15 protein-coding genes and 1 tRNA gene are annotated in these 13,381 nt (G+C 60.0%); 8 read left to right on the top strand and 8 right to left on the bottom strand.

Features of this window, described 5'->3' with window-relative positions; translation table 11 throughout:
• The first annotated feature begins 9 nt into the window (after positions 1 to 9).
• The gene (locus V9G17_01825; protein MEI2751314.1) at positions 10 to 978 is read left to right on the top strand and encodes an acetyl-CoA carboxylase carboxyltransferase subunit alpha; all 969 of its coding nucleotides are present in this window, start codon (positions 10 to 12) and stop codon (positions 976 to 978) included.
• A 277-nt stretch (positions 979 to 1,255) separates the two neighbouring features.
• Entirely contained in the window at positions 1,256 to 2,578 is a 1,323-nt protein-coding gene (locus V9G17_01830; GenBank protein ID MEI2751315.1) for an outer membrane beta-barrel protein, read from the top strand.
• Positions 2,579 to 2,610: 32 nt separating this feature from the next.
• Here the strand turns inward: V9G17_01830 and V9G17_01835 are convergent, their stop codons facing one another.
• On the bottom strand, positions 2,611 to 3,195 hold the full coding sequence (locus tag V9G17_01835) for a hypothetical protein (GenBank protein MEI2751316.1): 585 nt from the start codon (positions 3,193 to 3,195) through the stop codon (positions 2,611 to 2,613).
• 7 nt (positions 3,196 to 3,202) lie between these two features.
• Positions 3,203 to 3,403: a hypothetical protein gene (locus V9G17_01840; GenBank protein MEI2751317.1), complete on the bottom strand. Its 201-nt coding sequence runs from the start codon at positions 3,401 to 3,403 to the stop codon at positions 3,203 to 3,205.
• A gap of 187 nt (positions 3,404 to 3,590) precedes the next feature.
• Between V9G17_01840 and hrpB the strand changes: the two genes are divergently transcribed.
• The 3 genes from hrpB to def all read left to right on the top strand — a co-directional run bounded on the left by hrpB (position 3,591) and on the right by def (position 7,234).
• Positions 3,591 to 6,089 carry an ATP-dependent helicase HrpB gene (gene hrpB, locus V9G17_01845; protein MEI2751318.1) on the top strand — a complete coding sequence of 833 codons (2,499 nt, stop codon included), beginning with the start codon at positions 3,591 to 3,593 and terminating at the stop codon, positions 6,087 to 6,089.
• A gap of 102 nt (positions 6,090 to 6,191) precedes the next feature.
• Positions 6,192 to 6,740, top strand: a complete 549-nt coding sequence (locus V9G17_01850) for an ACT domain-containing protein (GenBank protein ID MEI2751319.1) — start codon at positions 6,192 to 6,194, stop codon at positions 6,738 to 6,740.
• Positions 6,741 to 6,742: 2 nt separating this feature from the next.
• Positions 6,743 to 7,234: a peptide deformylase gene (gene def / locus V9G17_01855; protein ID MEI2751320.1), complete on the top strand. Its 492-nt coding sequence runs from the start codon at positions 6,743 to 6,745 to the stop codon at positions 7,232 to 7,234.
• 17 nt (positions 7,235 to 7,251) lie between these two features.
• Here the strand turns inward: def and V9G17_01860 are convergent, their stop codons facing one another.
• Entirely contained in the window at positions 7,252 to 7,722 is a 471-nt protein-coding gene (locus V9G17_01860; GenBank protein ID MEI2751321.1) for a tetratricopeptide repeat protein, read from the bottom strand.
• A gap of 468 nt (positions 7,723 to 8,190) precedes the next feature.
• On the opposite strand from V9G17_01860, the gene V9G17_01865 reads away from it, so the two are divergent.
• Both V9G17_01865 and V9G17_01870 read left to right on the top strand, forming a co-directional pair.
• Positions 8,191 to 9,081 (top strand): pseudouridine synthase, encoded by an 891-nt coding sequence (locus V9G17_01865; protein ID MEI2751322.1) that lies wholly within the window; start codon positions 8,191 to 8,193, stop codon positions 9,079 to 9,081.
• A gap of 323 nt (positions 9,082 to 9,404) precedes the next feature.
• Positions 9,405 to 9,854, top strand: a complete 450-nt coding sequence (locus tag V9G17_01870) for a hypothetical protein (protein MEI2751323.1) — start codon at positions 9,405 to 9,407, stop codon at positions 9,852 to 9,854.
• Positions 9,855 to 10,067: 213 nt separating this feature from the next.
• Here the strand turns inward: V9G17_01870 and V9G17_01875 are convergent, their stop codons facing one another.
• The 4 genes from V9G17_01875 to V9G17_01890 all read right to left on the bottom strand — a co-directional run bounded on the left by V9G17_01875 (position 10,068) and on the right by V9G17_01890 (position 11,783).
• The gene (locus tag V9G17_01875; protein MEI2751324.1) at positions 10,068 to 10,487 is read right to left on the bottom strand and encodes a hypothetical protein; all 420 of its coding nucleotides are present in this window, start codon (positions 10,485 to 10,487) and stop codon (positions 10,068 to 10,070) included.
• 320 nt (positions 10,488 to 10,807) lie between these two features.
• Positions 10,808 to 11,152 carry a nucleotide pyrophosphohydrolase gene (locus V9G17_01880; GenBank protein ID MEI2751325.1) on the bottom strand — a complete coding sequence of 115 codons (345 nt, stop codon included), beginning with the start codon at positions 11,150 to 11,152 and terminating at the stop codon, positions 10,808 to 10,810.
• Between the two features lie 136 nt (positions 11,153 to 11,288).
• Positions 11,289 to 11,375, bottom strand: a tRNA-Leu gene (locus V9G17_01885).
• Between the two features lie 156 nt (positions 11,376 to 11,531).
• On the bottom strand, positions 11,532 to 11,783 hold the full coding sequence (locus tag V9G17_01890) for a YtxH domain-containing protein (protein ID MEI2751326.1): 252 nt from the start codon (positions 11,781 to 11,783) through the stop codon (positions 11,532 to 11,534).
• A 327-nt stretch (positions 11,784 to 12,110) separates the two neighbouring features.
• On the opposite strand from V9G17_01890, the gene lgt reads away from it, so the two are divergent.
• On the top strand, positions 12,111 to 12,944 hold the full coding sequence (gene lgt / locus V9G17_01895) for a prolipoprotein diacylglyceryl transferase (protein MEI2751327.1): 834 nt from the start codon (positions 12,111 to 12,113) through the stop codon (positions 12,942 to 12,944).
• A 27-nt stretch (positions 12,945 to 12,971) separates the two neighbouring features.
• Here the strand turns inward: lgt and V9G17_01900 are convergent, their stop codons facing one another.
• A complete protein-coding gene (locus tag V9G17_01900; GenBank protein MEI2751328.1) occupies positions 12,972 to 13,376 on the bottom strand; it encodes a tetratricopeptide repeat protein in 405 nt (134 codons plus the stop codon).
• Between the last annotated feature and the right edge of the window lie 5 nt (positions 13,377 to 13,381).

The following is a 13,381-nucleotide window of genomic DNA, read 5'->3' on the forward strand; positions in this document are numbered from 1 at the left end:
TTCAGCAGTATGAGAGACTACCTCGACTTTGAAAAACCGATCCGCGAACTCGAAGAGAAAATCGAGAAGCTGGCCTCAGCCGAGTCTCCCAAGTCCGGCACACAAGATGAAATCCGCAAGCTCCGGACGAAACTTGCGCAGGTCGAGCACCAACTTTATACGACCCTGACGCCCTGGCAGCGCACCCAACTGGCCCGCCATCCTCAGCGGCCCACGACCCTCGACTATATCAACGAACTCTCGCGCGAATTCCTCGAACTGCACGGCGACCGCAGCTTCGGCGACGACCGCGCGATCGTAGGCGGCTTCGCCCGCTTCAACGACCGGTCGGTGATGATCATCGGCCATCAGAAGGGAAAGACCCTCAAAGAGCGGATGCAGCGGAACTTCGGCATGCCCAATCCGGAAGGGTATCGCAAGGCATTGCGACTTATGCGACTGGCGGAAAAATTCGGCCGTCCGATCATTACGCTGATCGACACCCCGGGCGCCTATCCCGGCATCGGCGCCGAAGAACGCGGACAGGCCGAAGCGATCGCCAGGAACCTGTTCGTCATGTCCCGGCTGACCGTACCCATCATTTCCGTCGTCATCGGCGAAGGCGGCAGCGGCGGCGCCCTGGCATTGGGCGTGAGCGACCGCATCCTCATGTTGGAACATTCCGTCTACTCCGTTATTTCTCCCGAAGGCTGCGCCGCGATTCTCTACGACGACCCGTCCAAGGTGCCGGATGCGGCCGCTTCGCTGAAAATGACCGCCCAGGATCTAGTCGGACTCGGCATTGTCGATGAGGTCATCCCCGAACCGCTCGGCGGCGCGCATCGTGATCCCAGAGCGATGTGCGATCGAGTGGCCAAAGCCCTCTCCAATCAGCTGTATGCCCTCGTTGAACTACCGACCGACCAACTCATCGCTCAGCGCGATCAGAAGTTCCGTAAAATCGGGGTCGTCGGCGGACTCGTCCCGGTGGGAGCCTAGCCCGTTCACCCCATCGTCCCGGCACTTCCACAACCGACTCCACGCAACCGTCACAGTGACACTCGGCTCCGGCCATGTGGCCCCACTGAATTCACTTAAATGCTTGCCCCAATTTTCCCTTACCCGCCAACTTGTTAGACTGCCGCCCGCTGCGCGCGCTGAGTGACAACCGCCTCGACCAGGACCACGTGTCGACTACCGGCTCACACGCTAGCGTTGCTCGCGGCATCATCATCCATCACGTGACAGACGTTAACCACAGGAGGGCGGTACGGGTATGGGTATGTCGAAATCGATCGTGAACGCATTCGTGCTCACCATGTTCTGGAGTTGGGGAATCTGGACAGGAGGCGCCTTCGGGCAATCGCTGCTCACCGGCATCCCGCTGGGTGTCACGCCTCCTCCAATCTTCTCCGCACAAACGCCCGGGCTGGATGGCCGCTCTTCGTCGGATCCATTGTGGACCGATTCCTTGTGGCACGCGGATGAAAAGGGCATCAACCGCTTTTTTCCGCAGGACGGATTCCTCCGCGTACGCGGCTGGGTGGACGGCGGGTATACGTATAACGCGAGCAACCCGCGCAGCAACTTCAGCGGGCCCTACAACGCCATCGACCGGGATATTCCTGTCCTGAACCAGTTGTATATGATCGTCGAAAAACCGCTGACCGCCACCGGTAGCAATTGGGGCATCGGCGGACGCTTGGATTTCATGTATGGCTACGATTACTTCCTGACACAGAGCAATGGCGTCGAGCGGCGTGAGAACGGCGCCCAGCGCTGGAACGCCCAGGGGCAGCACTACGGACTGGCCATGCCGCAGGCCTATGCCGAAATCGGCAACCAGACCTTCTCGGTGAAGGTCGGTCACTTCTACACCATCATCGGCTACGAAGGTGTACCGTCCATCAATAATTTCTTCTATTCCAAATCCTACGCCTACCAATTCGCCGGCCCCTTCACCCACTGGGGCGGACTGGCCACCTGGCACCTGAACGACCGCATCACGCTGCAAGGCGGCCTAGTCAACGGCTGGGATTCGCTGGACCGGACGAAGGACAGCACCACGGGGCTGGCCAGCATCAAGTACACCGCGCCTGAGGATCTCTGGTCGCTCTCCTTCTCCATGGTCACGGGCAACGAACCCAGCGCCGTGGCCACACAATTTGAAACCCGCACGCGCTACAGCCTGATCTTCACGGCACATCCAGCCGAGCGATGGGAATACGTCTTCCATCATCACTATGCGTATCAGAACCAGGGGAAGGTCGACGGCGGCACCGCGCGCTGGTACGGCATCGACAACTATCTGTACTATGCGCTCACCGATCAATGGCGGGCGGGTCTGCGCTTCGAGTGGATGCGCGACGAAGCCGGCACCCGGGTCGGCGGCAACCCGGTGCGCGACAACCCGAACCTCGGGCCATTTGCCGGATCCTTCTATTCGCTCAGCGCCGGCCTCAACTATCGGCCGCACCCCAATGTGTTGATCCGTCCCGAAGTACGCGCCGATTGGTTCGACGGGCAGCGCTCGCCGTACAACGACGGCCTGAACAAGAATCAGGTCTTGGCCGCCATCAACGGCACGCTGCAGTTTTAGCACGAGGTGGAACGGAGCAGGCGGGTCGGAGACTACCGGCCTGCCTGCTCGGCAGCCAGCAGGCCCAACGCGGTGAATCGATCCTGAATGACCGAGAGGATGTGCTGTCGAAGTTCGGTTCTGTAGGGCGAGAGCGAGGGATCACCGAGATAGCGATCCACCGTGCGAGGCAACTTCTTCCACCAGGTGCGTGCCGCCTCCCGTGCCTGTTGAGCCCCCACTTCCCCACCCGCCAGAATGATCTTGAGTTCCTGCTCGAAAAATCCGACATGCACCTGTTCGTCTTCGAGGATGTCCGCCAGGTCCGGCCGCACCGTTGCGAGGAGCGTCGCGAATTCCAGTCCGAGCGCCTCATATCCGAACAACAACACCGCCAACATTTCCCATTGCGAGGGTACGGTCGGGAGCATCGGCGCCCGCTGTGAGGTCGTGCCGAGCATCCCTTCGAATTGCCGCAGGTGATCCTGTTCGTCGATCTCGTGGCGCTGGAGGAACGTCTGCACATGGCGGGGAAGGTTCTGCATCTGAGCGGCCCGCACCGCCCACAGCGCCATAGCTTCGGCACGCAGAAACCGTTCGAGCAACGCCTTTTCACACGTCTGAGGCAGAACCATCATCGAACCATTACTCCTCACTCGGAGGAGTGAGCGGGCCGGCCCACTCGCCCTTCGTCAGGCCGACTTCCTGCGAAGCTCCATCAGGCCACTGGAAATACCCCACCTCATCCACATAGAGGATCAGCGGATCCATGTCCTCTCCCAACCCACGCCACCAATACCACCCGGCCTTGGCCGGTTTGTCGCTTGTCCATCCTAAACTCGTCATGATCCTCCTATAAATTGTGAAGCGTCTCTCGTCAGGGAAAAGAACGTATGGCCAGTGGCGTATAGCCGTAGGGCTGGACGAAACTATTCTCACAACTCCGGCGATAGGTTATCCGCGCCGGCGACTGTCCCATTCGGTAGCGGCTATGTGTTATAGCCTATAGGCTCCTCAGGAGACGCACCCTACCATGGTCCGATTACCAATAGAAGAGGCGATCCCGGCTCTCCGCCAAAGCCTGGCAGCCGGCCGCGCGGCACTATTAACGGCGCAGCCAGGCGCGGGGAAAACCACCGGTGTTCCGCTGGCCCTGCTGCACGAACCCTGGCTGACAGAACAGAAACTGGTACTACTCGAACCTCGGCGACTGGCGGCGCGCGCGGCCGCATCCTATATGGCTGCCACGCTAGGAGAACCCGTCGGCAAGACGATCGGATACCGCATTCGTCACGACAGCAAGATCGGACCGGATACCCGGATCGAAGTCGTCACCGAAGGCATCCTGACCAGGCTCCTGCAGCACGACCCGTCACTCGCCGGATACGGCCTCGTCATCTTCGACGAATTTCATGAACGCAGCCTGCAAGCGGATCTTGGCTTGGCCTTCGTGAAGGAATCACAACGCCTCTTCAGACCGGACCTTCGCGTACTCGTCATGTCGGCCACACTCGACTGCGCGGCAGTGACGCGCCTGCTGCAGGATGCAGACACCATCTCTTGCGAAGGCCGCCTCTTCCCCGTCACCACGCAGTATCTCGACCAGCCGATCGAAGGGCATCTGGAACCGGCGGTGGTCCGGAGCATTCGCCAGGCCCTCGCGCGTGATACAGGCAGTCTGCTGGTGTTTCTCCCCGGCATGGCGGAGATCCGGCGCGTCGAACGACAACTGCTCGCCGCCTCGCTCGGCCCGGATATGCTCATCGCGCCACTCCATGGAGAACTCCCGCAGCATGAGCAGGAACAAGCTATTCTTCCCGCACCCGAAGGGCGACGAAAGATTGTGCTCGCGACCTCCATCGCCGAGACCAGTTTGACTATCGAGGGGGTGCGGGTCGTGATCGATGCGGGACTGATGCGGGTGCCGCGCTTCGATCCCCGCTCAGGGCTCACCAGACTCGAGACTATTCGCGTGACCCAGGATGCGGCGGATCAACGGCGCGGCCGCGCAGGTCGACTGGAACCGGGAACATGTTATCGTCTCTGGACAACAGCCGAACAGCAAGCGCTATTGCCACGCCGCCCGCCGGAAATCCTGGAGGCAGACCTGGCACCACTGGCGCTGGATCTCGCAGAATGGGGCGTCGTGGAAACGAGCGAACTGTCTTGGCTCGACCCGCCCCCGGCAGGCGCCTTCGCCCAGGCCCGTGCTCTGCTGCGGCAACTCGGGGCGCTCAATGCGCAAGGAGCCCTCACCGCCCATGGTCGCAGACTCGCTCACGTCACGGTCCATCCACGATTGGCCCACATGATCGTGACCGCCGTGCCTCTCGGCCTGGCTGCTCACGCCTGTGACCTGGCGGCGCTGCTGAGTGAACGCGACATTCTCCAAGGCGGACCGGGCTGGCGACATGCCGATCTGCGTATCAGAGTCGAAGCCTTACGAGGCGTCAGGGAACATCTTGCCGGAGCGACCGTCAATCGGACCGGATACGAACGGGTGCGACGCGCCGCCGAACAATGGCGCCGCCAGCTGCAACTGGCAGGCGCTTCCGGTGACGGCACCGAACACACCGGCACGCTACTGGCCTTGGCCTACCCGGATCGCATTGCGCAACGCATCACGGGCAGCGAGGGACGTTATCGTTTAGCCAACGGCCGAGGTGCGGCATTTCAAACCGTACAGGGACTCTCTCAAGACGAGTATCTGGTGGTGGCTCAGCTCGACGGCACCGGCGATTGGGCGCGTATTCTCTTGGCCGCGCCGGTTGGCTTGGCAGATCTGCAGCAGCATTGCGCGGAGCAGATCCAAGCCGTCGACCTGTTGGAATGGGATGACCGGTCGGAGTCCGTTCGCGCCAGACGGCAGCGCCGATTGGGACAACTCATCCTCGATGATCGGGCCACCCACGACCCGGACCCGACTCAAGTCGCCGCCGCGCTGCTCTTCGGCATCCGGAAGGCAGGCCTCGCCTGTCTGCCCTGGACCAACGAGCTGCAACAGTGGCGCGCACGCGTCGGGTTTCTTCATCGCATCGACCCCACCTGGCCTGATCTGTCGGATGCCGCGCTCGAAAAACACCTCGAAGCCTGGCTGGGGCCATTCGTCAGCGGCCTCACGAGCCTGGCGCAGGTCCGCCGCCTCGACCTTCAGCCGCCACTCGAAAGCCTGCTCACCTGGCAACAGCGACAGGAACTGCCCAAGCTCGTGCCCACCCATCTCACCGTGCCCAGTGGCTCCCATGTGAAGCTGGATTACGACCAGCGCGAGACTCCGGTGCTGGCCGTGCGCTTGCAGGAAATGTTCGGCTGTCAGGACACGCCGCGCATCGCGGGTGGAAGGGTCCCGGTGATGGTGCATCTGCTGTCGCCGGCGGGACGGCCTGTCCAGGTCACGAAAGACTTGGCCAGCTTTTGGCGCTCGGCCTATCAAGAGGTGAAGAAGGAACTGCGCGGCCGGTATCCACGCCACCACTGGCCCGATGATCCACTCGCCGCCACCCCGACAAACCGTACGAAACGACGCACGTAGGAACAAGTCTCGCCAGGTGGATCCGACCGGCGCTTGCTAATCTACGACAATTGCCGCATTCTACGTGCACCCTGCTCCCTGCTTGCGACCGACGAGATGCCGATGGACCATTTCGCGATCATCACCGCCTTCGGACAAGACCGTCCCGGTATCGTCGCCCTGATGGCCGATAGCCTCTACCAGCTCGGCTGTAATATCGAAGACACCTGCATGACCCGCCTACGCGGCGAGTTCACCATGATGCTCATGGTGCGCCTGCCGGAGGGAATCGTGGCCGAAGATCTTGGCCGACGCCTGATGCCCTACACGACGCCGCTGGACCTTGCCGTCTTATGCAGAGCGATGCCCGACCAGGCGGCCAGCAGACAGACGGCCCTGGAAATACCGACGTTCATGTTGTCGGTCTACGGGGCCGACCATCCCGGCATCGTGGCGCGGGTGGCCCGCACCGTCGCCCAGCACCAAGGGAACATTACCGACATGAACACCCGTGTGGTCGGATCGGGAGATCGTCCCATCTATGTCATGGTCCTGGAGGTTCAGTTGCAGGAGGCCCAGCAAGCCGACCAGCTCAGACAGGCCCTGGAACAATTGAAGCCGCTGCTGGGTGTCGACCTGACCTTTCGTTTGCTCGAAAGTGTCACCTTCTGATCGTGGCTATCCGTCCGATTCTGCAGTATCCCCACCAGGCACTCAAATCCACAAACGCCGCCGCCGTCCCCTCCGATCCCGCCGTGCAAGCGGTGGTTCAAGATATGCTGGATACGCTCGCCGCATCACCCGGCGTGGCACTGGCGGCGCCCCAGATCGGACAGGCGGTGCAGGTGATCGTCGTCGATGTGTCGCGCAAGAAAGGCGAGCGAGGCCATGGGTTGGTCGTGCTGTTGAACCCGGTCATTCTCTCGCTGGAAGGGAAAAAAAGCGTGCGGGAAGGCTGCCTGAGCGTACCGGACTATACGGGAAATGTGCTGCGCTACGAAGAGGCGCTGGTGGAGGGGCTGACACCCGAGGGCCGAGTCGTCACGGTGAGTGCGTCAGGATTCGAGGCGCTCGCCTTTCAGCATGAAATGGACCATCTGAACGGCCTGCTCTTTCTCGACCGCATTGAGTCGCTCAGCACCGATCTCTTCAGACGAAAAAAATAACGCCCGACACCGACGAATCATTTTATCGGCCGCCATCCCTTAAGGCGTGCCGCAATGGCTTCATGTTGCTCCGCGGTGAGCATAGCCGACAGGGCATCACGACGAAGCCTGGCTCGACTACTGTCCTGCCGACTCGCGAGGGAATACCAGAAATACGCTTCCAGGACGTCCTGCGTCACGCCCTGCCCCTGCTCATACAACATGCCCATGTCCCGTTGCGCTAAGGCATGGCCCTGATCGGCCGCCAACTGCAGCCACCGCACCGCTTCGGCCTCATCGGTATCGCCGAGACTGCCCGTGAGCAGGGCCTGTCCCAACATCCACTGAGCATTCGCATCCCCCTGCCCGGCGAGCGCCTGCAGCTGATGTTGGGAGGACGGATCAGCCATGGCGAACGGCAGCGGACGACACAACAGCACCATCGTCGCCAGCAGCACCCATCTCCATCTCGCATGAGTCGTCACCCGCGCAGCCCGTCCGTTCACCATCGCCTCCCCTCCGCGAGAACAGTCACCCGTCCACATAGCCGTCGTACTTGCGCGTGCACCGACCAACATCCACTCCGCCGTCCCCCACATCGCATTACCGCGATGCCTCACACATCAGACACACGATGTGCATCAACATCCAACCCTCCAGCCCATGGCGACCGAGGAGCCTCGTGCTGTCCGTCCGCACGTACCGACGCTCACAGGCCTGTTCGCTTATTTACCAACAAGAGGCCGGTGATCAGAAGCGCCGGTGTGACTACCCTGCTGCCACTCAGAACATGATTCGTGTATACCCGTAAAGCCGCGGCCATCATACCATCACAGCTAGGTGACATACATAGATCCAAGCACACCTCACCCCACGCTCCACATCGAGCCTCCAAGCGATCTCCTTTTCTTTCAGCACCCGGCAGTGTACAGTCACCCCAGGCGATCCCTCCGCAACAGCTCCTACGCGTGAGTCCTATGGGCAGAACAGGTCATCCGAAATCCAGCGCGCAGGACCAGGCACAACCGTCGCGACCGGTTCCGGCTGCCAGAAATCCAGCGCGGAGCACGTCACGCCCGAAGGCAACCACCACCAAACGAGTCACACTGGATCGTCTACTGTCCAAACTAGGCATCGCCAGCCGGAGTCAGGCACAGGAATGGATCAGAGCAGGACGGGTTCGCATCAATCAACGCCTGGTACGCGCACCAAACATCTGGGTGGACTGGCCCGGCGATGTCGTCTCACTGGACGATCAACCGATCCAGCAAAGTCTCCTGCGGTTCATTCTTTTCCATAAACCCAAAGGTGTGGTCACCACACATCAAGACGAACAGGGTCGGCAGACCATTTTCGATGTGCTTCCCCCGGAGATGAAACGCCTGCATGCGGTTGGCCGGTTGGATCAAGCGACAAGCGGACTCCTCCTGCTCACGAACGACTCGACGCTCTCCAGCTTCCTGACCGATGTGACGCAGCAGGTGCCCCGCCTGTATCTGGTCACCGTGCGCGGTGAGGTCACGGACGAGACGGGTCAAGCCTTGCTCGACGGCGTACATGATCAGGGCGAGCATTTGCACTGCGCAGCCGTCACGATTCAGAAACGCTCAGGACGCGAATCCCACCTGGCCGTGACGTTGACCGAGGGCAAGAATCGCGAGATCCGGCGGCTATTCAAAGCGCTGGGACATGAAGTGACCAGGTTACGACGGATTCAATACGGCCCCTTCACACTCGGCGATCTTCAACCAGGCGCCTGGCGCGAACTCCCGATTGAAGCCGCCCGAGCGCAACTCCAATTGCCGCCGGCCGACACGACCCGAGTATCACAGGCAAAACCAGACCTGCTCCATAAGCGAACAACCTGAGTGCTCACTCACACCCCATCAGTCAGCTGAAGTCCTAGCAGGCTACGGCGCACTCCGTGAACATTGGCCTCACCACTGCCCCTTACGCCTGTTCCCCTACGCGTTTCAGGCTTTCTGTCGCGGCAGATAAAAGAACTTGCCAACCTGCCTGCCTGTGCTATGGTGAATACAGCACACGAAATTTCTGAGAGTGACTTTCCGCATTGTCGTAACAGTCGCCCCCAGTTGTAGTCCACTCCAACCAAGACTCGCAGCAGCCACCCTGTGATATGGGAATGGCCCCCCTGCGATCGCAGGAAGCGCAATAGAGGAGCACGAGAGCAATGCCCCAAATGACAAAGCGATTGGCAACCATGGTCACCATGCTGGCGTTTGTCGCCACCGTCGCCGGACCGACGATAACGGCTGCAGCCACCCCGGAAAAGGCCCCGGTCGAGATCAAGGTGCGAGTCAGTGAAAAGGGATTCATGGATGAGAAGGGCCGGACCTATGGACCGAAACGAGCCCTGCAGATCCCCAAGGATACGGTGGTGAAGATCACCTTCGTCTTCAGTGAAGAAGTGACGAGCCTGGCCGTGGGAGATACACACCAGATTACGATCAGGGCCGAAGACGGCTGGAAACAGGAGACCGGCTCAGTTTGGGTGATGAACCGGGAATCGAGCGTGAGTTTTCTGGCCGGAGAGAAGGGCCGAACGCAATATCGCGCCTATTGTATCCTCGACTGCATCGGGATGGAGCACCTCACGAACCTTTTGATCCAGGTCATCTAGGCCCCCAACGCTCGTCGTTCATATCTCGCCTCTCGTCGGCAGAAACGAGCCTATGGCATACAGCTCATCCCGTGTGGCCTATGGCCAGAAATCGAGATCGGGCGGCTTTATTTTCAGCTATACGCCACCAGCCATACGCTCTGACCTTGCCGAGATACGCTTCACGCTTCACGGATGTCGAGAACGACGCCGGCGGGATTTTTCCGCATACTGTTAATAGCCCCGTCCGGTACTGCCTCCTCCGCCCCCACTCATCCGATTCAGCGGAAGGGCCTCATATTTGGTCTTCAGCTCCGGATGTTGCGCGAGATATCCTTTGACTGCCGCATCATCAGCAAACACATCCTTGCTGCGCGCACGGTAATCTTCAAGCGTTAAACCATGCTTGGACAAGAGTGTGGTCAGTTTCGCGTTGATGTCGTCGCTCATCTCCTTCATTTTCTCCGGCGACGGCCGCTGTCCGGACCCGTAAGACTCTCCACCCTTGAAATAATTCGTCATCATTTCGCCGATTTCGATCCGGGCGTTCACAAACTTCTCCACATCGGCCGGTTCCGTTGCCAGACCATTCCCTGCGAACAGCACGACGCCCAATGAGACCCCGACAATATGGCGTGAGAGATACCTACTCATAATGTCTCCTCAACGAATGGAATCAACAATGTGGTTACTGTCGGGCATCATAGCATTTCAGACCACCACTGTGCATGGAAGGCGAAACTCGTACGGCCTCATTCGATCGACAACCGTGCCCAAATCCCCGTGGTATTCCACATGGAAATACGTTCGAGCAAGGTCCTGCAGGTGTGAGCCGAGGTATCGGGAGAAAAACCTTCACGGCCGGAAACAATGCTCTGGGGGGGGTGTAATAGTGGAGATAGCCTACCTAGCCGGTTAGCCTGGCTCAAGGTGCACAACACCGTTAGAGACGAACGTGCGCTCTGTACGCCCGATCATTCATCATATTTCCGGGCATTGCCGTAGGACTTCTCGACGGGATACTTGGCCTCGTTCTTCTTTAACTTCGACAGCACCGCGGCATTCACATCCAGACCCAGATCATGACAAAGGTAGGAAAGCAGAATCACCACATCGGCAATTTCATCCTCCACACGCACTCGTGCCGGGCTTTCCAGGAGACGGGCCGCCTCGTCATGAGATTTCCACTGGAAGACCTCCAGCAACTCACTCGCCTCGACAGTGATGGCCGCCGCGAGTTCCTTGGGCTTGTGAAACTGCTCCCAATCGCGCTTCCGCCGAAACTCCAGCACCGCAGTCAACACATCGTCGTTCAACATCGGGGTTCATTCCCTCGAATCACGTGCCGGATCAGGCGCGAACAACTGCCACGAACAATACGTTGCTCGCCGGGCTCAGAATACGTTCGGGGCGTAAGACACAGCGTCCATTCGTGCAAGAGACGCTATCGCTGGTTGGTGCGGGAGGCGGGACTTGAACCCGCACACCTTTTACAGTACAGGATTTTAAGTCCTGGGCGTCTGCCGATTCCGCCACTCCCGCAGAGAGAAAAGTATCGGGGCGAAATCTAACATCGGGCTCCCGGGGGGTCAAGCGATCGGCAGAACATCTTCACACGTGCAAGCGGCCTGTCCCTCCCGAGACAGGCCGTTGCAGTGTCATTGCTCTATCGAAACCAGTGCCGACAAGCCGGCAGGCTTACGCGGCTTCTTTATGATCGTCTCGCTTCACCAATGCTTTACTACGTTCCACCATAGTGGACACGCCGCTCTTCACCGAGCGACTGAACCGGGTGGCCTGGACCTGTGCCCGCTTCGCATACCGCGCCACGTCGCGCCTCGTTTCCGCCCCGCTCTTCGGTGCCAGGAGTAACCCCAGCGCCGCACCCACAATTGCGCCCCCTCCGATAATGGCTGCAATCTTCGCTGCTTCACGCCCCTTGGTAGACATCGTGACATCCTCCCTTTGGTACAACAAGGTTTACTGTCCACTGACTTTCGGCGAGAGCTACTGATGACTACAGCATCAACCGTGCCACAGACGCGTGATGCGGATTCACTGGGTATTTCTGCGATGCGTCAAAATCGGGTTAGCGACTTCTCATAAAGGGTGCTGTTTTGTGAACAACGGAAGGAGACAACCGTTTCAGAAAAGCGACAGGTGTTCCTAAGGAAACCAGCTGATCGGGCTGCAGGCCTTGCCCGGCAAGGCTTCAAGCCCAGCCTTGCATTGCAGAACAGGCTCACATAAGATCGCGAAACTATGTGGGGTCCTTCTATGCTGTCCTCGTTACACGCCATTGTGTATCCCGATATCGACCCGGTCTTCTTGCGGTTAGGGCCACTCCAGTTCCGGTGGTACGGCTTGATGTATCTCATCGGACTCACCCTGGCCTACTTCATCATCGGGGCTCGGGCCAGGGCACAGAAGCTGCCGCTGAATAAGGATCAGGTCTACGATATGATCGTCTACGCGGCAGTCGGCGTCTTTGCCGGAGGCCGATTAGGCTATGTGCTCTTCTATAACCTCTCCTACTATCTGGAGAATCCGCTCAAGGTTTTCGCCGTCTGGGAAGGCGGCATGTCGTTCCATGGCGGCCTGATCGGCACAATTGTGGCCCTCATCCTGTTTGCCAGGCGGCAAGGCATGACGATCCTGACTATTGCCGACCTAGCGGCCGGTGTGACCCCGGTGGGTCTCGGACTGGGGCGAATTGGCAATTTCATCAACGGCGAACTATACGGCCGCCCCACCGACGTAGACTGGTGTATGGTGTTCCCGGCCGGCGGCATGGCCTGCCGCCATCCTTCCCAGCTGTATGAAGCGTTCCTGGAAGGACTGCTGCTCTTTACCGTACTCTGGCTGATCACGCGCCGCCTTCCGCCACCGGGAACCGTCTTCGGCGCCTTCCTGGTAGGCTATGGGATCTGCCGGATTGTAGTGGAGTTTTTTCGCGAGCCGGATGCGCAGATTGGATTCATCATCGGCACGATTTCGATGGGGCAGATGCTCAGCATTCCCATGATCGTGGCGGGAGCGGTTATCCTGGCAATCGCGTCTCAGCGAAAACGCCCGCTCCAACCAGACTCAGGTTCAGCCGCCCCGCTCTGAAGCGTGGGCGGCCGTTGCCGCCCCCTGCTACTTGGGGTTGGCGTCCATCCAGGATTTCCGGTCTAACCCGATATCGCTGTCATATTTCCGAAGAGGCGGGGCGTCCCAGATCACCTTGTTACCTGGAGCCAGGTTGGCCGCGGCGACATAGTGCTTCTTGGCCTCGGCTTTCTCTCCCAATCGCTCCAGCGTCAACCCCAGATTGTAGTGCGCTTCCGCCAGAGTCTGGTCGGCTGTGATCGTCGCCACATACACCTGTCGGGCTCCAGCCCAATCTTGTTGTGCGAACAACTGATTGCCCTGTTCCAACTGCTGACTCACCGCAACGCTGGTCCCCGCCGCTGCATGCAGCGGCCGCAATTCCACCTTGTGTTGGCCGGCACACCCGACCAGCGCCATCGTTACCGTTGCCGCCCACACGAGCACCCTCATGCCAC

The organism is Nitrospira sp. (genome assembly GCA_037045225.1).
Lineage (GTDB): Bacteria > Nitrospirota > Nitrospiria > Nitrospirales > Nitrospiraceae > Nitrospira_A.